Annotated in this window: 23 protein-coding genes; 16 read left to right on the forward strand and 7 right to left on the reverse strand. The window is 33.5% G+C overall.

Annotated elements, in window-relative coordinates:
- Positions 1-41: 41 nt before the first annotated feature.
- Positions 42-2,030 carry a hypothetical protein gene (locus tag CRV04_RS11025; RefSeq protein WP_128996905.1) on the forward strand — a complete coding sequence of 663 codons (1,989 nt, stop codon included), beginning with the start codon at positions 42-44 and terminating at the stop codon, positions 2,028-2,030.
- Here CRV04_RS11025 and CRV04_RS11030 read toward each other — a convergent pair.
- Genes CRV04_RS11030 through CRV04_RS11050 form a run of 5 tightly spaced genes read right to left on the reverse strand, consistent with a single transcriptional unit; the run spans position 2,022 to position 7,759 of the window.
- Positions 2,022-3,194: a hypothetical protein gene (locus CRV04_RS11030; protein ID WP_128996906.1), complete on the reverse strand. Its 1,173-nt coding sequence runs from the start codon at positions 3,192-3,194 to the stop codon at positions 2,022-2,024. The two genes, CRV04_RS11025 and CRV04_RS11030, sit on opposite strands and share 9 nt — an antisense overlap.
- Positions 3,191-4,264, reverse strand: a complete 1,074-nt coding sequence (locus CRV04_RS11035; protein ID WP_128996907.1) for a TniQ family protein — start codon at positions 4,262-4,264, stop codon at positions 3,191-3,193. Before CRV04_RS11035 ends, CRV04_RS11030 begins: the two co-directional genes overlap by 4 nt.
- On the reverse strand, positions 4,251-5,156 hold the full coding sequence (locus CRV04_RS11040) for a TniB family NTP-binding protein (protein ID WP_128996908.1): 906 nt from the start codon (positions 5,154-5,156) through the stop codon (positions 4,251-4,253). The genes CRV04_RS11035 and CRV04_RS11040 overlap by 14 nt, the downstream gene beginning before the upstream one ends.
- Positions 5,157-5,165: 9 nt before the next feature.
- Positions 5,166-7,064, reverse strand: coding sequence for a Mu transposase C-terminal domain-containing protein (locus CRV04_RS11045; protein ID WP_128996909.1), 1,899 nt, complete (start codon positions 7,062-7,064; stop codon positions 5,166-5,168).
- Positions 7,061-7,759, reverse strand: a complete 699-nt coding sequence (locus tag CRV04_RS11050) for a TnsA endonuclease N-terminal domain-containing protein (protein WP_128996910.1) — start codon at positions 7,757-7,759, stop codon at positions 7,061-7,063. The genes CRV04_RS11045 and CRV04_RS11050 overlap by 4 nt, the downstream gene beginning before the upstream one ends.
- Positions 7,760-7,892: 133 nt before the next feature.
- Between CRV04_RS11050 and CRV04_RS11055 the strand changes: the two genes are divergently transcribed.
- The 10 genes from CRV04_RS11055 to folE all read left to right on the forward strand — a co-directional run bounded on the left by CRV04_RS11055 (position 7,893) and on the right by folE (position 17,652).
- Positions 7,893-8,339, forward strand: coding sequence for a magnesium chelatase subunit ChlI family protein (locus tag CRV04_RS11055; protein ID WP_128996911.1), 447 nt, complete (start codon positions 7,893-7,895; stop codon positions 8,337-8,339).
- Positions 8,340-8,348: 9 nt separating this feature from the next.
- Entirely contained in the window at positions 8,349-9,128 is a 780-nt protein-coding gene (locus CRV04_RS11060; protein ID WP_128996912.1) for a hypothetical protein, read from the forward strand.
- 63 nt (positions 9,129-9,191) lie between these two features.
- Positions 9,192-9,866 carry a WG repeat-containing protein gene (locus CRV04_RS11065; protein ID WP_128996913.1) on the forward strand — a complete coding sequence of 225 codons (675 nt, stop codon included), beginning with the start codon at positions 9,192-9,194 and terminating at the stop codon, positions 9,864-9,866.
- Positions 9,867-10,748, forward strand: coding sequence for a GTPase Era (era, locus tag CRV04_RS11070; protein WP_128996914.1), 882 nt, complete (start codon positions 9,867-9,869; stop codon positions 10,746-10,748). It abuts the gene before it with no gap.
- 77 nt (positions 10,749-10,825) lie between these two features.
- Positions 10,826-12,937, forward strand: a complete 2,112-nt coding sequence (locus CRV04_RS11075) for a cache domain-containing protein (RefSeq protein ID WP_128996915.1) — start codon at positions 10,826-10,828, stop codon at positions 12,935-12,937.
- A gap of 60 nt (positions 12,938-12,997) precedes the next feature.
- Complete coding sequence (locus CRV04_RS11080; protein ID WP_128996916.1) at positions 12,998-13,861, forward strand: hypothetical protein; 864 nt, start codon at positions 12,998-13,000, stop codon at positions 13,859-13,861.
- Positions 13,830-14,495, forward strand: a complete 666-nt coding sequence (locus CRV04_RS11085) for a hypothetical protein (RefSeq protein WP_128996917.1) — start codon at positions 13,830-13,832, stop codon at positions 14,493-14,495. The genes CRV04_RS11080 and CRV04_RS11085 overlap by 32 nt, the downstream gene beginning before the upstream one ends.
- Position 14,496: 1 nt before the next feature.
- Entirely contained in the window at positions 14,497-15,888 is a 1,392-nt protein-coding gene (locus CRV04_RS11090; protein ID WP_128996918.1) for a GspE/PulE family protein, read from the forward strand.
- Entirely contained in the window at positions 15,885-17,072 is a 1,188-nt protein-coding gene (locus CRV04_RS11095) for a type II secretion system F family protein (RefSeq protein WP_128996919.1), read from the forward strand. Before CRV04_RS11090 ends, CRV04_RS11095 begins: the two co-directional genes overlap by 4 nt.
- A 10-nt stretch (positions 17,073-17,082) precedes the next feature.
- Complete coding sequence (folE, locus tag CRV04_RS11100; RefSeq protein ID WP_128996920.1) at positions 17,083-17,652, forward strand: GTP cyclohydrolase I FolE; 570 nt, start codon at positions 17,083-17,085, stop codon at positions 17,650-17,652.
- A gap of 2 nt (positions 17,653-17,654) precedes the next feature.
- On the opposite strand, the gene mgtE is transcribed toward folE, so the two are convergent.
- Complete coding sequence (gene mgtE / locus CRV04_RS11105; protein ID WP_128996921.1) at positions 17,655-18,998, reverse strand: magnesium transporter; 1,344 nt, start codon at positions 18,996-18,998, stop codon at positions 17,655-17,657.
- 16 nt (positions 18,999-19,014) lie between these two features.
- Entirely contained in the window at positions 19,015-20,202 is a 1,188-nt protein-coding gene (locus tag CRV04_RS11110; RefSeq protein ID WP_164969156.1) for a peptidoglycan DD-metalloendopeptidase family protein, read from the reverse strand.
- A 224-nt stretch (positions 20,203-20,426) separates the two neighbouring features.
- Here CRV04_RS11110 and purL point away from each other — a divergent pair, with 224 nt between their 5' ends.
- From purL to CRV04_RS11135, 5 genes are all read left to right on the forward strand, one after another.
- Positions 20,427-22,637, forward strand: a complete 2,211-nt coding sequence (gene purL, locus CRV04_RS11115) for a phosphoribosylformylglycinamidine synthase subunit PurL (RefSeq protein WP_128996923.1) — start codon at positions 20,427-20,429, stop codon at positions 22,635-22,637.
- A gap of 80 nt (positions 22,638-22,717) precedes the next feature.
- Positions 22,718-24,250, forward strand: a complete 1,533-nt coding sequence (gene purH / locus CRV04_RS11120; protein WP_128996924.1) for a bifunctional phosphoribosylaminoimidazolecarboxamide formyltransferase/IMP cyclohydrolase — start codon at positions 22,718-22,720, stop codon at positions 24,248-24,250.
- Between the two features lie 245 nt (positions 24,251-24,495).
- Positions 24,496-25,470 (forward strand): 5'-nucleotidase, encoded by a 975-nt coding sequence (locus tag CRV04_RS11125; protein WP_128996925.1) that lies wholly within the window; start codon positions 24,496-24,498, stop codon positions 25,468-25,470.
- Between the two features lie 141 nt (positions 25,471-25,611).
- A complete protein-coding gene (locus CRV04_RS11130) occupies positions 25,612-26,145 on the forward strand; it encodes an ORF6N domain-containing protein (RefSeq protein ID WP_128996926.1) in 534 nt (177 codons plus the stop codon).
- A 154-nt stretch (positions 26,146-26,299) separates the two neighbouring features.
- Entirely contained in the window at positions 26,300-26,665 is a 366-nt protein-coding gene (locus CRV04_RS11135) for a hypothetical protein (RefSeq protein WP_128996927.1), read from the forward strand.
- Positions 26,666-26,683: the final 18 nt, after the last annotated feature.

Consider the following 26,683-nt stretch of genomic DNA (forward strand, 5'->3'; position numbering starts at 1 on the left):
ACAAAAAGAATATCTACACTTAATCATGCTACAATTTTCTTATGAAAACTAACGATGATGTAACTATTACCAGATTACCTGACAATGACTTTGTATATGTTGTAGTTAATTTTGGTGTGGCTGCAAAACAAAAATTAAAATCTGAAGTTCCTAATATTCAAGTGATTCTTAGAAAAGTTGATTTAATAAATAACAAATATGTTGTTAAAAAAGAAGATGATATATTAGCTTATATTGCATTACATGAGTTAGATGCAGTGAGAATTGGAACACTTTGGAAGAGAAAGAAAAGAGTAAAAGATGTTTATTGGCAAGATTACGGAAATTTAAATTATTCAACTGATACACGTTTTAGTTTTAATTTTCAACAATATAATCCTACTACAATTACATATGAGCAAAATATCACCGAGTTAAATGATTCATCGTTAGCTAACATATATATAAACAATTTACCTGAATCAAATTCAACAGATATAAATAAAATAAAACTACTACGAAAAACAAAATATACAAAATTAATTGATAGTAATCACAAAACTATTCTTATTCCATGTATGGAGCTATTTGTCTCTACATATACGCCTGAAAGTAAGACTATTAAGGAAATGTTATTAAAATTTGATGTTGATACAGCACTTGATAAATATTTAAAACCTAGTGAATGTTTAATTGATGGTGGTGATTATGTACTTAGTTTAAATGAATCCTCAAAAGGGCTTTTTGGAGATAGAAACTTACGGTTTATTGCTTATATGAAATTAAATAGTATTTCTCGACAAAGAGTAAGTAAATTGTGGAGTAGTTTAGAGTTTGATGAAGGTGATATTATTGATAAAGCACCTGTTAGGTATCCTGAAGTATTACCTTATCATCCAAACACACTTTTAATTGAGTCAGATGGTTTATGGTTAAATGAAAATGTATTTTTAGTTTTAAGAATAAATAATAGAAGCTTACCGAAGGATTTTGATGTCAGTGTTAAATATGACAATATAAGTGTTAATATTTTAGAAGACCATTTAAAAGAATCAGGTAGAGAAAATGAAGATATTAATAATGATGAAGAAGAAATATCTCCTGATGCGGAAACAGTCGATGTATCTAATCCATTAACACCAGAAGAAGTACCAGGAATAAATAGTGAAGATTTAAATCTTGATAGCAATGAGGAACCTACTAAAAGAGTATTTAAGCAAAGAGTTTATAGTGAGGTTGGTGTTATTGGTGAGGAACCTAAAACATCTCATATAGTTAATAATAAACATTATGAGATAACAAAAGGTACATTGGATGAGAGGAAGGGAAAGAAAAAAGCAAAACCTTCTTTCGAATTTGATAAAACTGGAGATAACTCAAGTGAAATCAATGATGAACCTTCAGATAATGTTCCTCAGGACTTATCAAGTGCTGAAGATAGTTCAAATGATACTAAAGATGTAAAAAAATTTTATGTTGAAGAAAAAAACTTTTCACCTGAAACACAAGCTTTATTTGAAAGTGTTATAGAGGCACTTGAAAGATTACAAAAAAAATATAAAGATTTCAACTATTACTTTGTGGATAAAGAATTTGAGGATAAAACAAGTTTTACAGAGTCTAAAACCTCTTTTTATGAGACATTAGTGCCTAAAAAAAATGATTCATGGTATAGGTTAAAAGTAAGAGATAAAGAAAAAGGTGGACATAAAAATCATGGTTTTAGAGCATATTTACTTATACATATTATAGTAAAGGGCAAGCATTACTATTTATTAGAAATTGGCAAAAAGGATGGAGAAAGTTATTCAGGATTAGTATTTCAAAGTGGAAATGATATGAAAGTTAGCATTGTGATATTGAAAGAACTCTTACAAGCTGTTGTTCAAAATAAAGGTGCATATTCTAAAGCAGATCCAAAATCAACAGATAAAAAAGTCTTAAAACCAGTAAAGCTAGGTGTTGAATATGTTACATACAAACATACAATTAAAGAAAAGAAATATATTCGACTATATGGAAAGATCAAAAATAAACTTAATTTAGATTGATAAAAGTTTATAATATAATTGTTCTGGTACATAAAACTTGTGATAACAACAACAAATATGATATAAATCACCTACTTTAGAAATATTATTAATACCTAAATAAACATTTTTTGGAACATAAACTCTATGAAAATATTCAATTGAAGTTCTTAAAACTCTGTTTTTTTCAAATGCTGTTAAACTCTCTTTTTTTAGCAGGTTAATTAAATTTATTTGAAGTATGTCTTTTTTTGTTTTCGAACGTTGTAGAAGTAGCTTCTTTGATTGAATTTGATGTAAGTTACCCTTGTGATGTTGATTTACAAAATTACTAAATCCTACTAATGCATTCATTTGGCCAGGATAAATCCATAGGTATCCATTAATAATACTATCATTGAGTATACAAGACTTAAAGTGCTGTTTATATTGTAGAACTTTAAATGCAGGCGTTAATGCAAGTCTTACTGAATGTATAGTTGTTTGTCCTTGGATATATTTGTTAATTAAATATTTATGATATGTATTTAGTAAAGTATATTCATATGTGTATGGTTTAAAATACGATATATAATTATCTATGATATGTAAATTTGAAAAGAGTTCTTTATATTTATCATCAATTATAATAATTTTTTTTTGTACAAGGAATTTGGTAATTAGTAGTGATTTGCTTATTTTTTCTTTTAAAAAGAAGTTTAAGATCTCTTGGTAATTTGGAAACCTAGATAGGTTATTTGCGATGTAATCAAATTTATAAAAGTAGATAAAGTACTTTTGTATAGATGCTGTTGTAAATATACTACCTCTTTTTTTATGTAGCCACCATGTGAACTCTTCAAATAAGCCATTTGTATATTTAGAAAGCAATAAATTTAGAACAGATATTTTTTTTATTAAAGTGTTATAGTATGAACACTCTTCACAAACTCTGCCTCTTCCTGCAGGAAACTTCTTTGAACATTGTTTACAAACTCTAAAAGGTTGGCAGGTACATTTTTTACACATTGGTTGATTATCACTAGTGTAAGAATAGGTTATTGTATGCCTTCCACATAAAGAGCAAATGTCTAAACACTTTCTAAAACATGTATTACATAATAAGGATTTTGTATTATTCTCCAATGTTCGATTAAATACATATTTTTTATAATCTTTGCATTTTGAACATTGTTGGATTTTCATAAGTATTCTTCAATATGATACATTAATGTATCGACTTCTTCTTTTGATTTAGGTTTAATAATAGTTGGTTGCTTGGTGGGTTGGTTAGCTGTCCTAATTTTCAAGCTCTTACAAAGGAATTTAATAGTTTGAGAATGAGGAATAGAGTTGTTTGAACCGAATAATTGTCTATAAGTAATGCGTTGACTCAATAAGCATTTTTCAACATTGAGAATAGGCTGTTTTAATAGCAGTGATACATTGTGCATTAAAACCATTCTCTTTTGACTGGATAGAGTATCAAGTGGTTTAGGCTCAGTTTGAAAGTTATAAGTTAAAAATTTTATATGGAGCTCATCTTTTAAGTTTTGCAATAAACTTGTCTTATTTCTTATGCGATATAAGAATTGTACTATTACTCTAACGGTGTAAAATACTTCTTTTATAGACTTATCTAGTATTTGATACTTTGAACTGGGAATTTTATTTGTTAAAAAACATTGATTTAAAAATTGTTGGAGTTCAATTGCTTCAGATGAGATACATAGACTATCTTCTATTGTTGATAAATCAAAGCCACAGTATATACATAGTGAGAGTTCATAGTTTGGTTCTATTAACTGAGGTGCATATGGATGATTACATTTTGGGCATTTACTATGAAGAAGTCTCTTGTGTTTTTCGCAACAAATATTCCATGAAAGTCTTGAAAAATGAGAAAACATAATTCCTTTATCATATAAACATTCTGGACAAAACTGAAGACCATGAGTTTTTAATATATATTTTCCTCCTGTAGGAATGACCCAAGACCACTTTGATTGAGTGATTGGTTGCTGATAGTAAATATTTGAAATCGAGTATTGAAGAGTAAGTGTGTAAATATGATTTTTAGGTATCTCTGTAACTTGAGATATTTTGTTAATAGTATCTTTATTTAAATATTTGTCTATGTCTTTTTGAATGAGGGAAGAGTTGTCGAATATTAATTGAGATAACCTTCTTAAACTTATACCATTTGCAAACGAGAGTCTTATAAGCCAAGAGCTTATTAACTCATGTTCATGGGGAATTAGTTTAACTGGTAGCATAATCTTTAGGGTTTGTTATTTGAGCAAGCTTCTTATCCATGATAGTTTCAATAATCTCTTGAGTGATTTCTTCAATATCTTTCTCAATAGCATACTCTGCACAAGCGATTAATACTTGATGTAAATATCCTAAGTTACCTTGACATAATTCATATAATAATACTGCTTTTTCTTTTGAAGCTAAAAATGAAGGCTTTTTTAGGGGTAAGCGTTTTTCAAAACTTTGAAGTAATCCTCTAAACTCCTGATTTAAGTCCCATTTATTCAATTTGATAATATCAAATCTACTTACTAATTGAGGATCATTATATAAAAGAGTAGCAGCAGCTTTTGTACCAACACCAATCATCGGTATCATAAGTTCATTACTCAAATTTTTAATTTGGTCTAAGATAGTACATTGTTTAGTGGGAGTACCTCTTAATAAATTATGCAACTCATCAAAAATAATGGTCTTAACCTGACATATTTTTAGTAAATGAATGGCTTGTTGTTTTAGTTTTAAAGTAGAATGTGAAACTCTATATGGTGCCCAGAATTGATCTAATATTGATGTATAAAATTCTTTTTCCGATGAACCTTGAATATTAACATATATAACAGGTTTTAAAGTAGTTGTTCCGTCTAAAGTTTCCATTTTCTTATTGGGATTCATTGCATAAAACTTTTTTGCAATTGTAGTTTTTCCCATATTTGGGTCACCAATAAGTAATAAGTTTTGCATTCGATTTTTTTTAGGTTTATTCATAAAGTTTGACATGACTTGAATGACTTCTTTTGCTTTAGGATAATAAATCATAAAATCTTGATCTAAAGAATAGGTTCGTTCCTCTTTGCTTAGAGACATCAGGTGTTGAAAATCAGGGTGAATGTGTTCATAATTTATTTGCATATAGTATCCTTAATCAAAGTCAGGTATTTCTTCATCCCAAAAATCATGAGATTGTCTAGTACGAGTAGATTTTTTTACTTGCTTAATGTCTTGAATATTTTGAGTGAGTTTTATATTGTTTTTTACTTTTTGTATAAACTTTTTCTGCTTCTTAGTCTTTCGTACAGATTCCTTTACATGGTCATAAAGTTCTTTATAACCAAGAATAATATTACGTTCATTTAAAACTTGATTATTGACTTTGGAAATATTTGCTTTAATCATATTAAGCTCTTGTAAACTCATTCGTGGTATTTCTGTATTAGCCAATGGTATTTCATGATATTCTTGTTGTAAATTATCATAAAACCATATAGTGGAAATATCTCTAGGATCTCGTTTAAATATATACTGAGAGTCTTCTTTTTTCAGTTTAAGCCCTTGATCATAGCCTCTAATTTTAGTTCTGAGTACAGGATGAAAATAGTTCAATCCATCTATTGTTACACCATTTTTTTGTACACTTCTTTCAATGGTTGGTAAAAAATCTAATGTTAAACTGGTTTCATCTACCGGTAGTTGAGGGTAGCCAATACCAGGGCACTCACTACTACCTAAAATTCCTTTTTTCCATTGTTCAAAAGGTGTTGAATCAATACCACTGTGGTAATTGTGTTGATATATTTTTGTAATGTAAAGTAATAACCATCTTTCAAATTCACTGAATGTCATACATGCATATTTCTCAGAATCATAACTACCTTTTTGCTGTATATTAGATTTTGGTGAACCTGGGATATCATGAACTTCAGTCATAGTTGTACCAATCAATCTTTCTATGTGTCCACCGTATTCTTTTTTTCCAATTGGACGAAACTCAATATGTATACCATTTGCAAGACAAGCTTGTTCAACAGAAAAAGACCTGAAATCAGCTCCATTATCGGTAGCTATATTATCAATTTGACCCCATACATTCCATTCCTCTTCAATATTAAAATCATTTAACAACTTGTCTTTTTTTAAAATAGAGTTCACAATACACATACCAACTGAGACACCACTTGGTGCATCTAAAGACAGATAGTATCCAACGATCATTCTTGAATAAACATCAATTGCTAGTGTAATCCAAGGTCGTCCAATTGCAGTACGCTCTTCATCGTCAACAATTTGTAAGTCTACAAGTGTATGGTCTATTTGTACAACTTGTAATGGATAATCCGCTTTGTAGTGTTTTGGTGCAGGTGCAAACTTATCTCTTGCAGAAGCCTTGTTTTTTCTTTTTTCTAATAATTCATATTGACTGAGTTTATTGATTCTATTTCTTATAGTATTGTTACTTGGAAAGGTAAGGTTTCGTTCAAGGCATTTTATTTTTATTGTATTGATAATAGATTTAATACTTGGTTTATGCACAGTAAGATAATCATTTTTTATTGTCTCTTGAATGATATCTTCAATATCTTGCTCAATAAAAACTGTATCTTTCTTTCGTCCTCTTTTTTGTGATAACAAGCCAGTAACAGTACCAGTTGATTTATATCCTCTGTGCCATCTATATAGGGTTGTAAAGTGAATACCTATTTCTTCTGCGTGTTGTTCAATTTCTGCTCTAGTGTCACCATTTAATATAGGTCTTATCGCAATCAATCTTTCTTCAATTTTTTTCCAATCATCATCTGCTATATCGTTGACATCCTTATGAATATAACCATTATCTTTAATTGAATCTTTTGGTAAAGGTTTTATATGTTCTATCAAAAGTCTTTTTGCTTCATTTGTATGAATATCTATACCTATTACTTCATTAAAATCAATTAACTGAGTAATCTTAAATGTTTTGCTATCATATTTGACAAATTCACCAATAGCTAAATTTAGTTTTTCTCTTGATATTTTATGGTTAGATTGATTTTGTGAGCTCATATTTCTACTCCTAGATTCTCTTCTTCGATGTTTAACCAAATAACAGTATTATTATTGAGTAATACATTTAAGTCAGTTAAAATTACTTTTGTATGAAGTAAAAACCAGATATGAGATAGAGCGATACTTTTTTGGAGGTCTGTTACATATAGATGTGTCAAAAGATGTTCAACAGTTGTATGACCAACTGCTAAAAGGTGATTTTTTATAAGTTCAATATAATCTAAATCAGCTCGAAACTCTTTATATCGATTTAGAAAAACAATGTTTTTTAATTGAGTACTCTCTATACGATTTTCATTAAATATTTTAAATCTGTAGTCTACTTCATTACAGAATTTAATTGCAGCTTTAAATTTTAATTTTAGTGTATCTTTATTTTCAATTAGTTTATTTGATGGTTTGACTTCAACCAATAAAGGCTTAATTGGAGGTCTTTGAATATTATTTGTATCTTTAAAAAAGACCAAAAAGTCTGGACTATAAGTACTTTTATTACCATTAGCCGTTATGTAATCAATAACTAGGGGTTGTGAGATAACATCTAGTACTATATCATTAAATTCTAAAGTTGTTAGGAATTTTTTTTCTAGGAGTGATTCAAATTGAATGCTTTTTTCACTTCTAAACGAATAAGTTCCAGAAGTACTTCCATATGTATAGCCAATTTTTCGTCTATTTAGTGGAATTTTCACACTTTCCTCACATTTTGTAGCATTTATTAATGTATAATGTTATATGGTAAATGTAAATTGTATCATTTTTAAATGAACCGTAAATTAACAAATTCCATAAAATTGAATTAAATTGTAGCAGGATTAAATAAAAATGTCACCTTGTGGTAATCTTTTAAGTACACACAAAGAGTGCCGTTGCAGTGATGTGGAAGTCAATCGATATAAAGGCAGACTCTCTGAGCCCTTTTTAGATAGAATTGATTTATATGTGACCATGACAGATGTCAATAAAAATGATCGCTCAGATGTGAGTTCTTTAGAGTTTCATGAACAAGTGCTCAAAGCATTTAAGATGCAAAAACAAAGAGCTCAAGAGAGTCTTAATGGGAAACTTGAAGATGAGATACTCAATCGTTACTGTATCTTAAATGAGGAATCACAGATGGTTTTAGATAAGGCCATTGTGAATTTAAATCTCTCTTTTCGAAGTATCAACAAGGTTAAAAAAGTGGCACGTACCATTGCTGATTTAGAGCAGAGTGAAACAATACAACGCATACACTTAATGGAAGCATTGAGTTACAGAAAGCGTGCTTAAGGAGTTTTTATGATCAATACCATTATGAAAGATACCCTCAAACTGATTTTTGAAAAGTGGGTGATTTTGATAAAAGTTCTATTTCCCTATATGGTTATTTTGATGGTTACAGATGCTTTTATGCAAGAAAGCACGGCTCGAGTGATACTTGGCAAGACGCAAGAGGGGGATATCTATACGGTTGCAGTGGGTGTGCTTATGAGTGCATTGATGTCACTTTTGATTGCGGTAAAAACACACCGTATACTTTTACTGCCTTCCTTTGAAATCTCAGCATTGGAGTTTTTATGTTTTGGATATAAAGAAGTGAGATTTTTATGGATCAGTTTGATCTTGAGTGTGATGACGTTTGTTATTCCCGTGATGCTCTATTTTATTTTTAAACTTTTAGGTATTATTCCTATGATGGGTGTCTTCGTTGGAATTAGTGTGTCAAGTTTTATTGTTGCTCGACTTTCAATGGTGTTGCCCAGTTGTGCGATTGGTCAGCACATGAGTTTTAAAGATTCATGGCATTTAACACAAAAGTACAAATGGTTAAGTTATTTTATTATCATTCTTTATCCTATTTTAATCTCTGTGGTATTGAGCTTAGTATATGGGTTTGTTATTAATTTTTTAGCGGCACTCTTTTCCTTAGATTTAGCAGTGATGATGGTGGTGTTAAATGTGTGTATTACGGTACTTATTATCAGTGCCATTTCTGCCATGTATCGTTATATCTCTTGCAGTTGCGATGAGTTTAAATATGAAGTGGTATGTGTGGATGATGATAAAATCAAAGAGTAACTCTATTACATGCTTATTAGCCTTTTTTAGCTACAATGTGACCAATTAAAGAAGGAGAGCTGTATGAGATACGTTCTTTTTATGGTAATGGGCTTTTTTCTAACTGCTTGCAGCAATAATATCGCCGTTGTTGGCATAAACGATGGTGAAACGCTGGTCAATGAAAAGGGTAAACCTTTATTAAAAGCACAATATGAAACACTGTTTCGTTATGATAATGGCTATTATAAAAGTTATAAAAATGGTAAATACGGTATTATAAGCACTTCTGGTGATGAGATTGTACCTGCTATGTATGACAAAATTGGCATCATGCAGTACGATACTATTGTGGTTGAACAAGAAGGGAAATATGGTTTGTTAAACAGTCGGTTTAAACAGATAGTCAAACCGCAATATGAGAGTATAAAACCGATTGACAATGGATTGTTTGTAGTGGCTCAAAATGGAAAGTTTGGATGCATTGACAGAGATAATGATATAGAACAAGCACTTAAATATGATATGGTCTATCCTTTTTTTGAAGGGCTTGCACGTGTGCAAGTGGATGAAAAATTTGGATTTATCAATGATGAGTGTGAAGAAGTAACCAAAGCAGTCTATGATTTTGCAAGTGATTTTTACAACGGGTTTGCTCAAGTTCAACGAAATGGTAAAATGAGTTATGTAAACAGTTCAGGAGAAGAGATTGCTAAATTGCGTTTTGATGGCGCACAAATATTTAAAGGACATAATTAGATGACAAAATGCGGATACGTTTCAGTAGTAGGACGGCCCAATGCAGGGAAAAGTTCACTTTTAAACTGGTTGGTTGGTGAAAAGATTGCCATGGTTTCACACAAAGCCAATGCAACAAGAAAAAGAGCCAATATCATTGTGATGCATAATGATGACCAGATTGTTTTTGTGGACACCCCAGGAATTCATGAAACGGAAAAACTGCTCAATCAATTTATGCTTGATGAAGCACTTAAAGCGATGGGTGATTGTGATTTGATTCTATTTTTAGCTCCTGTAACAGATAAAGTGCAACACTATGAAGACTTCTTGGTTAAAAACAAAAAAAACACCAAACACATCTTACTGCTTACCAAAATTGACTTTGTAAGCAATCAAGAGTTGCTTGATAAGATGAAAGAGTATGAGAAGTACCGTGATAAGTATGAATCAATCATTCCTGTATCCATTAAAAAAGGAACTAAACACAGTGATATTTTAGACTCAGTGGTTAAGGAATTACCAGAGCATCCTTATTTGTTTGATCCTGAGATTTTAACCACCGAACACTTAAGAGATATCTATAAAGAGTTTATTCGTGAATCCATCTTTGAAAACATCAGTGATGAAATCCCATACGAAACCGATGTACTGATTAATAAAGTAGAAGAGAAACCCAACGTGGATGTGATAAAAGCTACGATTATTGTACAAAAAAGCACGCAAAAAGGCATGATCATTGGTAAAGGTGCCGCAGCCATTAAACGTATTGGGAAAGATGCTCGAACAAAAATTGAAAAGCTCAGTGGAAAAAAGGTCTACTTAGAACTTTTTGTTTCCATTAAAAAAGGCTGGACCAAAAACAAACAAGGTCTTAAAGAGCTTGGATATGATGTAGATTAAAGCTAAAAGTTAATAATTTACTTAATCGTAATTTAATGAATTGACGTTACAATACGGGAATTCATTAAAAGGCGTTTATGAAACTCTCTAAACTTATTTTTCAATCCATTTTCTGGGTTGCTTTTATCTCTATTTTTATTGTCATTACCTCTTCCATCTTTTTTCAATACAGAGATTTTCAAGCTGAAAAAACAAATTTGAAAGAGCAATTTATGACTCAAAATAAAGAGCTCATAAAAAATGAAGTCAATAAAGTCATCACTTATATCGAGTATCAACATAATCGATACTATTCAGAAGTAAAAGAGCGTCTTTCACAACGTGTCAATGATGCTTATAATATTGCCATGGCGATTTATAACCAAAACAAAAACAGCATGAGCAAAGAGGAGATTCAATACCTTATTGTAACGGCACTTCAAAATATATCATTCAGTAATCATCGAAGTTATTACTTTATAAACAGCAATCAAGGTGATGCCATTTTATACAATACCCAGTCAAAGTTAGGAAAAAATGAAAATATATGGCAGTTACAAGATAAAAATGGCACATTGTTTATTCAAAAACAGGCGAATATTGCACGTAGTTTAAAAAGTGGATTTGTTAAAAACTACTTTGTAAAACCCGATCAAAAAATGGGTCAAGAGTACCCAAAACTAAGCTACGTCAAACTTTTTGAACCTTATGATTGGCACATAGGAATGGGTGAATATATCGATGATATGCAAGAGAGATTGGAAGAAAATATGTTGGAATGGATCAGCACCATTCGTTTTGGAAATCAAGGCTATATTTATGTCAATACACTTGACGGTCATGCATTGGTATTTAATGGACAAAAACTTGAAAAACCAAAATACTGGGGCAGTGATCCGGTGTTTAAAAAAGAAGTCGATGCGGCGTTGAATAAAGAGAACCACTACTTTTATTATAAGTTCAGAAAACTTGACAGTATGGAACTTTCAAATAAATTGGGTTATGTGGTACTTTTTGATGATTTTCAATGGCTCATTGGAAGTGGGATTTACATTGATGAAATCACACTCACTTTGGAAAAAAAGAGAGAGGAGTTGAATCGAAGTATTGTGTATCAAATACTCTTTTTTATTTTTATTAGTATTATCTTAACGGCAACGGTTTATTATCTTTCAAAACGTATTCAAAAGTTTTTAGACAGCAGTGTGAATTATATGAAATATACATTTGATAAAGCCTCTAAAGAGTATTATGAAGTCAATACAGAAAAAATCACTTTTAAAGAGTTTCAAGCTTTGGCAAAGAGTTTGAATAAGACGCTTAAATCAAGAGAAGAGGTTCAAAAAAAGTTACGAAACTATTTGAAAATTGTTGATGCAAATGTCATTACTTTCAGTATAGATAAAAAAGGCTTTATCACTGAAGCAAGTAAAGCGATGTGTAAAGTGAGTTCATATACTTATGATGAATTGGTAGGTCAACATTTTACTGTGTTGTTTGATACTCAGAGTGAAACCGTACTTTTTAAAGAGATTTGGCGTTATATCAAACGTGTGCATGGATGGTCAGGAGAGATACAAAACGTTGATAAAAAAGGTGAGGTTTACTGGCTTAAAACCTATATTCACGCAAACTTTAAAGATAAAGAGGTGATTGATTATACCATCATTGCAGAAGATATCACGGATAAAAAACGGGTTGAACATCTTTCAATTACCGATGGCTTAACTCAACTTTTTAATCGACGATATTTTAATGAAAAGATGCACAGTGAAATTAATCGTGTTAAACGCTCAAAAAGTTGTTTGGCATTTATGATGATTGATGTGGATTATTTTAAGATGTACAACGATACTTACGGTCACTTAGAAGGAGATGAGGTGCTTAAAGAGGTGGCCAATGTACTTCGACACTTTACAAAACGTTCCACAGATTTTGCTTTCAGATTAGGAGGGGAAGAGTTTGGGTTGTTGTTTGAGTGTGAACGCGTCAACAGTGCAGAGGGGTATGCCAATACAATCAAAGAGAGCATAGAAAATCTTAAAATCAAACATCGGCACTCTCATAAAGGGTATGTTACGGTTTCAATTGGTTTGGTGATTAAACAGTATAATGAAATCCAAGGAAGCAATGAGTTCTATAAATGTGCTGATAAAGCACTCTATGAAGCAAAACAGCTGGGGAGAAATCAAGTCATCATGGATGTGTAAAAATAACATTAATGTTATTTTTATATAATAATTGATATAATTATTTCCAAGGTGGTATAGATGCAAACGACTCTCCTTGGTTTAAATAAAATCAATACAACCACGGTTCAAGTCAATGAACCCATTCTTGGGAGCTCTTTGATTGAATTTCTTTTTACATCAACCAATCACTCCAAGAGTGATTGGGACGTTCAGTTTTTATACCACTACTTTGAAACATCAAAAAATTACTTCATTGCATCGTTTAAATCTAAAGAAAAGCACGCCATACTTATGCCACAAGTTCTGAAACTCTATTATAAAAATGCACAAGCTTCAAGTTATGATCTTTTCATTACTTCTGGTTTTTTTGCATTGTACTCATTTGAAAAGTTGGTCTGTTTTAAAGCGGTTCAAAAAAGTGTGACTAAAGAGGAGATTATACGTTATTTAGAACACACGTATTGCATCAAGATAGGACATACTGTTTTGCTCAGTGATGAGGAGTTGACGGCTTTTAAAAATGAGTATCTTAACAGTGCAACAACATTTGTACATGAAAGAGAATATTCTCGTTTTAAGACCATCAAAGCGACAGTAATCTATGGAATATACTTAATTTTTTTAGTTGTAAGCACATTGGTGATTTGGAACAGTACACATACAATATCTTCTAAAACAGTTGCAACAGTTAAAAAGATTGTGGTGCCTACAAAACGACTTCAAACGCAATCCATAGTTGCATTAATGCAAGCAATTAATCATTACAAACTTCAGTTGCAACTGTTTGAAATGAACAGGGCACATGCTAATATTAAACTTGCGCATAACAACAAGGCCCATCTGATGCAATTTTTAGAAGATCAACAGTTGAAGATAAAATCTTTGAATTATCAAAAAGAGAGTCAAATTTATGAACTTACTGCCATGGTTGTATTTGATTGAACATAGGCTTTCAAACCTTAAGTCTTTTGAGAAACTGCAACTCTATCTTATTCCATTATGTTTAATGGGGATCATATTTTACAATGATACGCCTCTTCAAGCAAACATCCAACACAAAACAAATACCACACTCCAAAACCACAAAGTGGAGACGTATGTATTTATAAAGGCATTTGAAAACCAAAGTAAAGCCTTGAATCTTACTCTTTTGTCACTGCAAGAGCAAAGCAGTGGTTTTGCATTTGAGTTGCAAGGAGAGTTTACCTCTTTGATGCAGATGGTTTTGTTTTGTGAAACTTTTGGCAGTATCAATAATATGCCTGATATGAAAATACAACCGTTTAACGATGAACAGTACAGTTTAAAATTACAGTTGGAGTTTGCAACGAAAAAGTATTTTCCCCAAGACAAAGAGCCATTGCAAAGTACAATTGTTCATTTGAAAAATCCCTTCAGTGAAAAAGAAAAACTTCCTTCTTTAAAACTCTATGCCATTGTAAACGATGAAGTGCTGATCAACCATGAGTGGATCCATTTACATGAACATATTCGTGAGTATACACTTATTAAGATTGAAGAACAAGCGGTTGTTTTACAAAATCACTTGGGACAAAAAATCTATTTGGAGTTGTAGTATGAGTGATATTAACAACACGATTATTGATTACTCTTTGATTGCTGAGTTTGATGTTGCGTTGTTACAGCAACAACAAACCGTACCACTGTATAAAGATGATTTCCTTTTATGCGTGGCTGCAAGTAAAGAGGCCAATTTTGAATATATTCAAACCCAGTGTCATCTGCCTTTAAAAATCATCGAGGTTGACAAAAGTGAACTTATATTTATACTGCAATCGTTACCACTCAAACAAAAAATCTATGAAAATGCTTTAGCCTCTGTACGACAAAAAGAGTCTTCCACCTCTTATATTCAAGACTTTTTAGAAGCATTGATTGCTTTTAGTATTAAAAAAAGAAGCAGCGATATTCATATAGAGACACAAGAACATGGTGTCTCTATTCGGTTACGTATTGACGGTTTACTGCAACACTTTTTTTTGTTTGAAAAAGAGTTTTATAAAGTGTTAGGTTCGGTTGTAAAACTGATAGCATCTTTGGATATTACACAAAAAAGATTGCCGCAAAATGGACGTTTTTCAAAACAAGTGAATGGACAAACTTATGATTTTCGAGTCTCTATTATGCCGACCATTCAAGGAGAATCGGTGGTTATTCGTATATTGGATACAAACAGTGTACATCAATCGTTGTACACATTGGGCTTTGAAAAACAACAATTACAACATATAACAAAGATGATACACGCCAAACAAGGTCTGATTTTGGTCACAGGCCCTACTGGTAGTGGTAAAACGACGACACTGTACTCCATACTAGAAACAATTAATTCCGTGGATAAAAAAATCATGACCATTGAAGATCCCATCGAGTATCAAATACCAAGAATACAACAAATTCCTGTCAATCATGATATTAATCTTGGGTTTGCAGAAATATTGGTTGATATTTTGCGCCAAGACCCTGATTGTATCATGGTGGGAGAGATACGCGACAAAGAGTCGTTAAAGATTGCACTTCGTGCTTCTTTAACGGGGCACTTGGTTTTAGCAACCCTGCATGCCAATGATGCCATTGCAACCATTAATCGTTTGTTGGATTTAGAAGCAGAAGCTTATATTTTAGCTTCGACTTTAAAACTGGTTATTGCACAACGTTTGGTCTTAAAGTTATGTGATGATTGTAAACACAGTGTAAAAAACAAAGAGTATAAGGCAGTGGGATGCGAAACGTGTAACTTGACAGGTTTCAGTGGTCGAACGATGCTTTGTGAAGTGTTACGCATCGATGAAAAGGTGGCTTCAATGATCATTCACAAAGAGAGTTCACACACTATACATGAGTATGTTAAAACACAAGGTTATGTCCCTTTATTTGAACAAGGCATGCAAAAGGTTCAAAACGGGGTGACCACTTTAGAAGAACTTTATAAGGTGACCACGCTTTGAAACAGTATAAGATACGTTATCAAGAAAAAGGGCGTATTAAATCAGCCATTGTGGATGACGAGAGTCTTAAAAAAAATACTTATACTATTATCAGTAAACAAGCGTATAAACCTTTTGCAATCAGTCTATTGATCAATCACAAAGTCTCTTTTAAAGAGGTCATCTCGTTGTTTTATGAGTTGGACATTATTTTGCAAGCAGATATTTTATTTGCAGATGCTTTAGAGATTGTGAGTCAAAGTCAAGCGCATCCACAAATCAAAGAGATCATAGATGTGATGAAAATCTCGCTGAAAAATGGGAAAATGCTCAAAGGGGAGTTACAAAATTACAGAGCTGTTTTAGGTGATGTGGTACTCTCTTTTCTTGAAATTGCGCAACACAATGGAAATCTCAAATCCATGATTCATTCATTGGTATTGGTTTTAAAACAGATACAAAGCAGTCGACAAAAATTAGTTAATGCCATGATGTATCCTATGATTTTGTTGTGTGCACTTCTCTTTTTATTTTTGTTTACGTTTTATGGTCTTTTACCGCAATTTGAGATGCTTTTTGCACAATATCAAGGCAACTTGCCTTTGGTGACACAGAGTTTGTTGAATATTAAAGAGTTTATACACGAGTATGGTCTTTGGTCGATAGGTTTTGTAATCATACTTTTGTTTTGTGTATACGCATACTATCAACGCAATGAAACCTTTAAATACAAGATGAGTTATCTGCTTTTATGCAAAATCCCTTTTGTAAGCAGTGCGTTGTTTCATCTGAGTTTTCAACGTTTTTTTTTGCTTTTGCAGATGCTGTTAAAAGATAAATATACGTTTCAAAACTCTTTGCAAAATGCCCAAGTGGTCATCACCAATTATCACGCACAAAAAGTATTAAACGAGATAAATCAGCAGATACAAAGCGGAAAATCAATATCATACGCTTTTAAAAAGAGTTGTTTATTTGACGATTTGACGCTACGTTTAATCACAGTAGGAGAAAAGAGTCACTCTTTGGACAAAACAATCCATGAAATAGAAAAGATTTATCACGTCAGACTGGATGAGTCCATTAAGAAGTTGACAACTTATATTGAACCTGTCTTTTTTATTTTTATTGCATCCATGGTTGTATGGATTATGTTGGCAATATTTATGCCTATATGGAATTTAGGTGAAACGATGGGGATTTAAAGGCTAAATCATGAGTAAAGAGAAATTTGAAGAATCAATTAAAAATATTTTAGAGTATGTGGGCGAAGATGTCACACGAGAAGGCTTGGTTAAAACACCTGAACGCGTTCGAAAAGCCTATGAGTTTATGTGCAGTGGGTATAAAGAGGACCCCAAAGAGATCATCGAAAAAGCACTTTTTACATCAACTAATGATGAGATGGTGGTTGTCAAAGACATTGAGTTTTATTCTCAGTGTGAACACCACATGTTGCCTATCATTGGACGCGTACATGTGGCATATATCCCAGATGGAAAAGTGGTGGGATTAAGTAAAATTCCACGAGTGGTGAATGTATTTGCACGGCGTTTGCAAATTCAAGAGCAAATGACCGAACAAATTGCAGAGGCTTTAAATACACACTTAAAACCCAAAGGGGTGGCAGTGGTCATTGATGCACGTCACATGTGTATGGAGATGAGAGGGGTAGAAAAAATCTGCTCTACAACTGTTACTTCAGCCCTTCGAGGTATTTTTAAAAAAGAGAAAAAAACCAAAGATGAGTTTTTAAGTATTATCTCATCTTCTTCGATTAAATAACATTACAGCAGAATCACTTTAGCTAATCCAAGGAAGCTAAAGAAACCTACAATATCGGTTACTGTGGTAAGAAGTACTGTACTTCCAACCGCAGGGTCGATGTCAAACTTTTTTAATATTAATGGAATAGAAGCCCCAAAGAACCCAGCACTGAACAGATTGATGACCATTGAGAGTGCTATGACCACTCCAAGCATTGCCGTGCTGAACCAAAATGAAGCAATGAAACCAATGATCAATGCAAAAATAAAACCATTCACCAGTGAGATAAAGACCTCTTTTTTGATTGCATCTTTACTGTTGTCATAATCAATCTCACCCAAGGCCAATTGTCGAACCATTACGGCTAAGGTTTGCGTTCCAGCATTTCCACCCATGGAAGCTACAATGGGCATTAAAATAGCCAGTGCCACATATTGTTGGATGGTTTGATCAAACAGACCAATCACCAGTGATGCTAACACGGCAGTTCCTAAGTTAATAAAGAGCCAAATTCCACGTTTTTTTGCAGTGGTTAAAAGATTGTCTTCATGCTCAAACTCTTCATTAACCCCTGCTAATTGGTACATTTGCTCCGTTGCATTTTGTTCAATAACGTCCAAGATATCATCCGAAGTAATTCGACCGATCAACATACCTTGATACCCCACAACAGCAACAACACTTAAGTCGTATTGCTCAAACTGTTTGGCAACAAAGTCGATGTCTTCATCATCTTGCACTTTAAAAGGTTTGTATTTGTTATCATCACTGTTCACAATGTCTTCGTACGTCTTTTCAAAATCAAAAATGATTAAATCTTCTAAAGAGATGGATGCCAGTAACATTTTGTCATCATTGATGATAAAAACTTGGTGAATATTTTCGAGCTCACCTTCAGCTTTTAAATGTTTTAATCGCTCAATTGAATCCCCAATTTTCTCATTGATATTGGCTGAAAAAAGTTCGGTTTGCATATAAGCACCGGCTTCATCATCCTCATAACGTTTCAGCCAGTTGATCTCTTGTTGGTTCTCTTCTTCAAGTCCTTCAAAAATCTCTTTGGCTTTCTCTTTATCAAGCTCTTCAATCTCTTGAATGATGTCCGTTTGGTCATCCGAATCCATTTCTTCAACGGCATCGGTTAATTGCTCACTTGAAAGCTCACCGTAGGTATCTTCTCTGATGTATTCTGGCAGTTCAAGAATAACTTCCCCTAAGATTTCATCAGGAAGCTGTTTTAAAACAAAGTAAAATTCATCACTGTTGTTTTTGTAAATCTTTTTTAAAGAGTTGGCAATATCCGTGGGGTGAAGCTCCTCAATGCTGTTGAGTAGTTCATTGGGATCTTTGATATGCTCTTCCATGGATAACCTTTATGCGTTAAGCTTCAACTTTTGCTACAAGTAACTCTTTTAAGTCTGTTTGTTTATCAAACTGTGTGATATTAAGTGGCTGAGGTTTGTTTTTAATGGTATCTAAAAGATTTTGTGAAACCTCTTTAGTATAAGCGATAAACTCTTTTTTGGCTTTTCCTTTGAGAGTATTTTTTGTTACACGAATGATTTTTTCAGGGTTAATCGCTCGTCCATTTTTATACAGACCAAAGTGTAAGTGTGGTCCTGTGCTCACACCTGTACTTCCTACATACCCTATATGAGTTCCTTGTTTGACCCATTTCCCAGAATAAACACCTGGAGCATATTTTGACATGTGTGCATACAGTGATTTAAATCCCCCTTCGTGTCTTATTTCAATTGTTTTTCCATAACCACCTTTTCGTCCTTTGAAAATCACTTTTCCTGAAGCTGTGGCATAGATTTTTCTTCCTCGTGGAGCTGCGTAATCAATTCCAAGATGTGCTCGATATCGTTTTAATATAGGATGAAATCGTTTATATGTGAATCGGTCTGAAATTCTGGTGTAAGATACGGGGGTTTTCATAAAAAAGCTTGTAAGGTTTCGTCCTTTTTCATCATAATAAAGCCCATCTCCATCATTTTTAAAGATATAGGTTTGTTTCTTTTTTACTTCAACAAGTGCTGCATGAATGGTTGGAGTTCCATAGTATTGACCCATTCTGATACGTTGGGTGTATTTAATGGCAACATGATCACCTTTTCTCATTCTTTTGAAGTTGGCCACTTGGTTAAATGCGCGTACAAACTCATTGGCCAAAGCTTTGTTTGATGTGGCATCTAAAAGATCTTGATAAGGTGAATAGTTGATAGGTATTGCAATGGTTTGAGTAATCTCTTCAAATGAAATAGGTGAAGTCGTGAATACAAACTCTCCTTTTTCTTTGTATAAGTGCAGTTGCATCTCTTCAGAGATTGGAATGAGCACTTGAACCATCTCATTGTTCTCTTCTAAGACTTGGTATTTAATCCCTGCAGTGATTTCAGAACACAACTCGCGGTCATTTTTCTCTAGTTCAAAATAGAGTGTTTGGGGGATATTGTGTGATTGTAAAAATGTGAGAAAAGTTTCCCCTTTTTTCCATGTTAACTCTTTGAGTTCAGCACCTATTAAACTTGAAACCAGCAGCAGCAATGTTATGAGTAATTTCACCGTATTCATCCATTTTTTAAAATATTTGCTCATTATACAACACAAAACTTAAACACAAATGCGTTGAAAAAGGCTTTCTGGAAAGAAAGTATATCAAAAATATTTAAAATAATCAAATCTTAAGAATTGGCTAACTTATTTTATTGGAAATTCTTTTATCAAGTGTTAATCGTTTTTTAGATAAAATCCCAACATTTTAAGACAAAGATATAAGGTATATTTGTATGCAAAAACTAGAAAACCTTGAAGAGATAGCATTAGCACACTCTTTAACCCTCGAAGAGTTTGAACACATTAAACAAATTCTTGGAAGAGAACCAAACTATGTAGAGATTGGTATTTTCTCTGCAATGTGGAGTGAACACTGTTCATATAAATCAAGTAAAAAGTACTTAAACGGTTTCCCTACAAAAGCGCCATGGGTTATCCAAGGGCCAGGTGAAAACGCTGGTGTTATTGATATTGGTGATGGATATGCGGCTGTATTTAAAATGGAATCACACAACCACCCAAGTTTTATTGAACCATATCAAGGGGCTGCTACAGGTGTTGGTGGTATCTTACGTGACGTATTTACAATGGGTGCACGACCGGTTGCAAACATGAACTCTATTCGATTTGCTTCAATTGAAGGTGACTCTCCAACCGCACAAAAACACCGATTCTTACTTCGAGGTGTGGTTGCTGGTATTGGTGGATACGGTAACTGTATGGGAGTTCCTACCATTGGTGGGGAGACTACGTTTGAAGAGTGTTATGCGGGAAATAACCTTGTAAATGCATTTACATTGGGGATTGCAAAAGCAGATGAAATCTTCTACGGAAAAGCAGAAGGTTTAGGAAACCCAGTGATGTACGTGGGTTCTAAAACGGGGCGAGATGGTCTTGGTGGGGCTGTAATGAGTTCAGCTTCGTTTGATGAAGACAGTGAGTCAAAAAGACCAACGGTACAAGTGGGTGACCCATTTACTGAAAAACTTCTTTTGGAAGCTTGTTTAGAGCTGTTTAAAGAGGACTTGATTATTGGTATCCAAGATATGGGAGCTGCAGGTCTTACTTCCTCTTCCTTTGAGATGGCAGGACGAAGTGGTTCAGGTATGATCATGCATCTTGATAAAGTTCCAGCAAGAGAAGAGGGTATGACACCTTATGACTTTATGTTGTCTGAGTCACAAGAGCGAATGCTCATTTGTGCAAAAAAAGGGTGTGAGCAAAAAATCATTGATATCTTTGAAAAATGGGAATTAGACGTTGCTGTTATTGGTGAAGTAACAGACACAGGAAACATGGAACTGTTCTGGCATGGTGAGAAGTGTGCAGAAGTACCTGTTCAACCCGTATCTGAAGAGGCTCCCGTTTTAGATAGACCAGTTGCAGAACCTGTATACTTAAAAGATATTGCAAATATTACTTTGGATAAAAAAATCACAAACCAAGAGGCATTTGATGCGATGTTTGCTGACATGGAAGTGGTGGATAAATCATGGGTATATAACCAATATGACTCAATGGTTCAAACCAATACCGTTAAAGGGCCAGGAACTTTGGATGGTTCTTCTATTCGTGTAAAAGAGACAGGAAAAGCGCTTGCAATGAGTGCAGACTGTAACACACGATTTTGTTACATCAACCCAGAATTAGGAGCTGCAGCAGCAGTTATGGAATCTGGAAGAAACGTAGCGATGACAGGGGCTGTTCCAAAAGCCATCACCGATTGTCTTAACTTTGGAAATCCTCAAAATCCAGAAGTGATGTGGCAATTTGCAAAAGCGTGCGAAGGTATCAAAGCGGCTTGTAAAGAGTTAAACACGCCTGTTATTGGTGGAAACGTATCACTGTACAATGAAACAAATGGAGTGGGCGTTTTCCCAACACCTTCAATTGCAATGGTTGGGGTCAATGAAGATGCCAACAAAGTATTGCCTTCTTGTTTTCAAAAAGAGGGAAGCACCATCTATATGTTAGGGGAAACATTCTCTGAATTTGGTGGAAGTTTGTTCATGAAAAAGATGTACGGAAAAGTTGCTGGAGTGCACCCAAAAGTAGATTTTGCAAAAGAGTTGACACTTTGGAATACCGTAATTGAAGCCAACAAGCAAGGATTACTGAACGCTGCAAAAGATATCAACGTGGGTGGTTTAGCCATCAGTGCAGCGAAAATGGCTGTGGTGGGGAACAAAGGAGTAGAGATCGTTGCACCATTGAATGATGCAAAAGATATCTTCTCTGAAACACTGAGTCGAGCCATTGTAGAAGTCGATTATACAAACGAAGAGGCATTTGAAACATTGGTTTCACGCATGGGGCAATATTGCATGAAAATTGGAAGCGTTAAAGGAGATGAAATCTCAATTAACGGTGTACAAAAATCATTGGCAGATGCACGAGACATCTATTATAACCGATTCAAGCAAGTAATCGAACAAGATTTATAAGTCTAAACAGACAAAACGAAACGGCAGAATTTTTTAATTCGGCCGTTTTTTTATTTTAAACATATCAAAGAGGAAAACAGATGAGAGCGTTAATCAGTGTAAGTGATAAAAGCGGTGTTGAAAATTTTGCAAAAGAGTTGGTAGCTTTAGGGTATGAAATCATCTCTACAGGTGGTACATACAACAAACTTAAAGAGGCAGGAATTGCGGTTATTGAAGCAAACGAAGTGACGAAGTTTCCAGAGTGTTTTGAAGGAAGAGTAAAAACATTAAATCCATACATTCACGGTGGAATTTTACACCGAAGAGACAAACAATCGCACCTTGACCAAGCTAAAGAGCTGGGAGTTGAAGGGATTGATTTAGTGTGTGTAAACTTATACCCATTTAAAGCAACGATTGAAAAAACAGATGACTTTGAAGAGATTATTGAGAACATTGACATCGGTGGTCCAGCAATGGTTCGAAGTGCGGCTAAAAACTTTGACTCAGTGATTATTGTAACGGATGTGGCTGATTATGATATGGTATTAAACAACCTTAAAAATGACACCAATACGGTTGAGTTCAGACGAGATATGATGATTAAAGCATACGAGCACACAGCGGCGTATGATTCTATGATTGCAAACTACATGAACAAACGATTCAACGGTGGAATGGGGGCAAAACAGTTTATCGTAGGTGAAAAAGTGTTTGATACACGATACGGAGAGAACCCACACCAAAAAGGTGCATTGTATGAGTTTGATAAACACTTGTCAAATAAATTCATCACACTAAAAGGTGAAGCAAGTTTTAATAACATGGGTGATATCTCAGGTGCAGCTAAAATTGCAGGTGCATTTGGTGAAGATAACGCAGTATGTATTGTAAAACATGGAAATCCTTGTGGATTTGCGATTAAAGACACCCTTTTAGAAGCCTATACTGAAGCACTTAAATGTGACCCTGTTTCTGCGTTTGGTGGAGTGGTTGCAGTAAATGGTATTGTGGATTTAGAGCTTGCAGTAAAAATGAATGAAATTTTCTTAGAGGTGGTATTTGCTGCAGATTTCACAGCTGAAGCAGAAGAGGAACTAAATAAGAAAAAAAGAATTAAACTCTTTAAACAAGGGACAAAAAAACTTGAACTTGCAAACGATGCCTTTAACTTTAAAATTGTGGATGGTGGATTTGTCTACCAAGACAGCGATAAAGTAGAAGAAGATGAAGTTAAAAATGCTGAACTTAAATCTAAAAAAGAGGCAACGGCACAAGAGAAAAAAGATATGGAAATCGCCGTTAAAGTGGCTGCAGGGACGAAATCTAACTGTGTTGTATATGTAAAAGATTCTGCAGTTGTAGCTATTGGTATGGGTATGACTTCACGAGTAGATGCAGCCAAAGCAGCACTTAGAAAAGCTGAAGACATGGGTATTGATGTAAGCGGTTCAGTATTGGCTAGCGAAGCATTCTTCCCATTCAGAGACTCAATTGACGCAGCGGCTGAAGCTGGGGTTTCGTGTGTGATTGAACCAGGTGGAAGTGTGAGAGATGATGAGGTGATTGAAGCGGCGAATGAGCATGGGATGTCGTTGTACTTTACAGGGATTAGACACTTCTTACACTAAGAAAAGATTGATTTTATAATCAAGCTTTCTTTATAAATCTTCGTTGGAGAGAGAATTTATTAGAGTCATTTACTCCAGTAAACTCCTCCAACAAATTCTCTCTCCGTCTTGATTTCTTTTGAAATCTTACTTACTTAATAAATCAATCTTTATATTTTAAGAATTTAATAATTGGTTATTGCTATTCAAAATGTTTAAAAGTTTATATTGTTACAATATTGGAATTATACATGCAAAGGACATAAATGGCAATTGATTTAACCGATACATTAGTAATAGGTGTTTCTGCAACAGCATTATTTGACTTATCAGAAGCAGATACAGTTTTTCAGGAAAAAATCAAAACTGACCCAGATACAGCTATAGATAGGTATCGTTCGTATATGTTGGAAAAAGAAAATGAAAAACTGGATGACGGTACTGGGATGCCATTAGTAAAGTCTTTATTAAATTTAAATCAACATACAAAAGAAAATGAAGCACCAATTGTTGAAGTTGTTGTTATCTCTAAAAATAGTCCGGAAACAGGTTTTAGAGTTTTAAAAGAAATAAGAAGAAGAAATCTACCAATAACAAGATCAGCTTTTACCGCAGGAGAAAGTAGTTCTATTTATTTAGATGCTTTTTATGTGGATTTATTTTTAACTACTAATGAAAAAGATGCACAAGAAGTAATTGATAGCAAAGTATGTGCATCTGCATTGGTAAAAAAACCACCTTCAAAATTACAAAAACTTGATGAAAACCAAGTTAGATTTGCTTTTGATGCAGATGCAGTATTATTTAGTGAAGAGAGTGAAATTGTTAATCAAAAAGAAGGTTTAAAAGAGTTTTGGAAAGAAGAAGATAGGTCTCAAGATATTCCGTTGCAAGAAGGTCCATATGCCAATCTACTAAAAAAATTATCAAAAGTCCAGGAGAGATTACCGGGGAGAATTGAATATTCACCTGTAAAACTAGCGATAATGACTGCAAGAAATAGTCCTGCGGAAATGAGAGTAATTAAAACATTAAGAGCTTGGAATGTTTATATTGATCAGGCATTTTTTCTTGGAGGATTGCAAAAAAGCCGTTTTCTGAAAGCCTTTAAACCACATATCTTTTTTGATGATCAAGACTCTCATTTAGACCCTGCATCTTCTGAAGTACCTAGTGCTAAAGTATTATATCCATCTAATTCTCCGTTAGTTGAGATTATGAATAAAAAGAATAAAAAGTAAGAAGTACAAGGGATGCCCCTTATACTTTTTAGCTTTTATGTTCAAAAAGGTGAACATCTCTTTATAATTACATTCTGTAATACTTTTAAACTACAGCTATTCTTTTTGTTACGATACTCTTATATTATTTAGGAGTATTGCATGGAAAATCACTCAAAAATTCTACACCAAACTATTGTTGACGATAAAATATTTATTATTCGTGGTATTCAAGTCATGATAGATAGAGATTTAGCGGAACTTTATGAAGTTGAAACAAAAGTATTAAATCAGGCAGTTAAAAGAAACAGTGATAGTTTTCCTAGTGATTTTATGTTTCGATTAAGCAATGAAGAAAAAAATGAACTGGTCACAACTTGTGACCGGTTAGAAAAAATCAAACACTCTACATCAAATCCACTTGCTTTTACTGAACAAGGTGTCTATATGTTAGCAACTGTTTTAAAAAGTAAAATAGCAAGAGAAGTTAATATATCTATTATGCGAACTTTTACAAGACTTAAAAACCAATCAGTTCCCTATTTTGATATTATAAAACGTCTTGAAAAACTTGAAACAGAAGATAATAAAACCAAAGAGTTATTACGAAGTGTGGTACAAGTCATCAACTCGATGCAAGAACTTCAAGATGAAGCTAAAGATAAAACTAAAAAGATAGGTTTTCTAAGAGAATAAATCAATAGTACACTTCTTGCATAGTAAAACTATATGACCTTATGAAAGGAGTCATGATGCCATATTTGTACGAAAACTTTGTTATTTGGAACAGTGAGTTTGGTGTTCGAGATTTTGTAACACTGGGTGAAATAGATAACCAAAACAGAGAAGCATGAGTGGAAAAATATCATTTGAAGCATGTATTGTGATGACTCAAGCGTATTGGCAAAAAGAGCGTTTTAACTTACACCAAGAATCCCTTATAAAACAGCAACAAGCCCAAGCACATTTTTATGAAGAGATAAAAAAACACAATCAAAGACGTCAAACGTTTCAACAAAGTAGCGAAAAAGAGCATCGTATTCTTTTGAGACTTCCTTTAGAAGAGCAACTGCAAGAGGCTCAAATCAAAGAGGCTTTTAAAAAGGTTGCAAAACAGGCTCATCCTGATGTCGGTGGGAGTCATGAAGCCTTTATTGAAGTTACATTGGCACGCGATACACTGCTTGAAAACCTTACCTCTTATACTGCATATTAAATTCAAACTTTTATTCTC

The organism is Candidatus Marinarcus aquaticus, assembly GCF_004116335.1.
GTDB lineage: Bacteria > Campylobacterota > Campylobacteria > Campylobacterales > Arcobacteraceae > Marinarcus > Marinarcus aquaticus.

Bases quoted from the DNA above. Each gene is read 5' to 3' on its own strand.
- purH (WP_128996924.1), top strand. From the start codon at position 22,718: ATGAGAGCGTTAATCAGTGTAAGTGATAAAAGCGGTGTTGAAAATTTT.
- CRV04_RS11055 (WP_128996911.1), top strand. From the start codon at position 7,893: ATGTCACCTTGTGGTAATCTTTTAAGTACACACAAAGAGTGCCGTTGC.
- CRV04_RS11075 (WP_128996915.1), top strand. From the start codon at position 10,826: ATGAAACTCTCTAAACTTATTTTTCAATCCATTTTCTGGGTTGCTTTT.
- mgtE (WP_128996921.1), bottom strand. From the start codon at position 18,998: ATGGAAGAGCATATCAAAGATCCCAATGAACTACTCAACAGCATTGAG.
- CRV04_RS11130 (WP_128996926.1), top strand. From the start codon at position 25,612: ATGGAAAATCACTCAAAAATTCTACACCAAACTATTGTTGACGATAAA.
- folE (WP_128996920.1), top strand. From the start codon at position 17,083: ATGAGTAAAGAGAAATTTGAAGAATCAATTAAAAATATTTTAGAGTAT.
- purL (WP_128996923.1), top strand. From the start codon at position 20,427: ATGCAAAAACTAGAAAACCTTGAAGAGATAGCATTAGCACACTCTTTA.
- CRV04_RS11045 (WP_128996909.1), bottom strand. From the start codon at position 7,064: ATGAGCTCACAAAATCAATCTAACCATAAAATATCAAGAGAAAAACTA.
- CRV04_RS11065 (WP_128996913.1), top strand. From the start codon at position 9,192: ATGAGATACGTTCTTTTTATGGTAATGGGCTTTTTTCTAACTGCTTGC.
- CRV04_RS11025 (WP_128996905.1), top strand. From the start codon at position 42: ATGAAAACTAACGATGATGTAACTATTACCAGATTACCTGACAATGAC.
- CRV04_RS11040 (WP_128996908.1), bottom strand. From the start codon at position 5,156: ATGCAAATAAATTATGAACACATTCACCCTGATTTTCAACACCTGATG.
- CRV04_RS11080 (WP_128996916.1), top strand. From the start codon at position 12,998: ATGCAAACGACTCTCCTTGGTTTAAATAAAATCAATACAACCACGGTT.
- CRV04_RS11135 (WP_128996927.1), top strand. From the start codon at position 26,300: ATGAGTGGAAAAATATCATTTGAAGCATGTATTGTGATGACTCAAGCG.
- CRV04_RS11035 (WP_128996907.1), bottom strand. From the start codon at position 4,264: ATGCTACCAGTTAAACTAATTCCCCATGAACATGAGTTAATAAGCTCT.
- era (WP_128996914.1), top strand. From the start codon at position 9,867: ATGACAAAATGCGGATACGTTTCAGTAGTAGGACGGCCCAATGCAGGG.
- CRV04_RS11085 (WP_128996917.1), top strand. From the start codon at position 13,830: ATGAACTTACTGCCATGGTTGTATTTGATTGAACATAGGCTTTCAAAC.
- CRV04_RS11090 (WP_128996918.1), top strand. From the start codon at position 14,497: ATGAGTGATATTAACAACACGATTATTGATTACTCTTTGATTGCTGAG.
- CRV04_RS11125 (WP_128996925.1), top strand. From the start codon at position 24,496: ATGGCAATTGATTTAACCGATACATTAGTAATAGGTGTTTCTGCAACA.
- CRV04_RS11030 (WP_128996906.1), bottom strand. From the start codon at position 3,194: ATGAAAATCCAACAATGTTCAAAATGCAAAGATTATAAAAAATATGTA.
- CRV04_RS11060 (WP_128996912.1), top strand. From the start codon at position 8,349: ATGATCAATACCATTATGAAAGATACCCTCAAACTGATTTTTGAAAAG.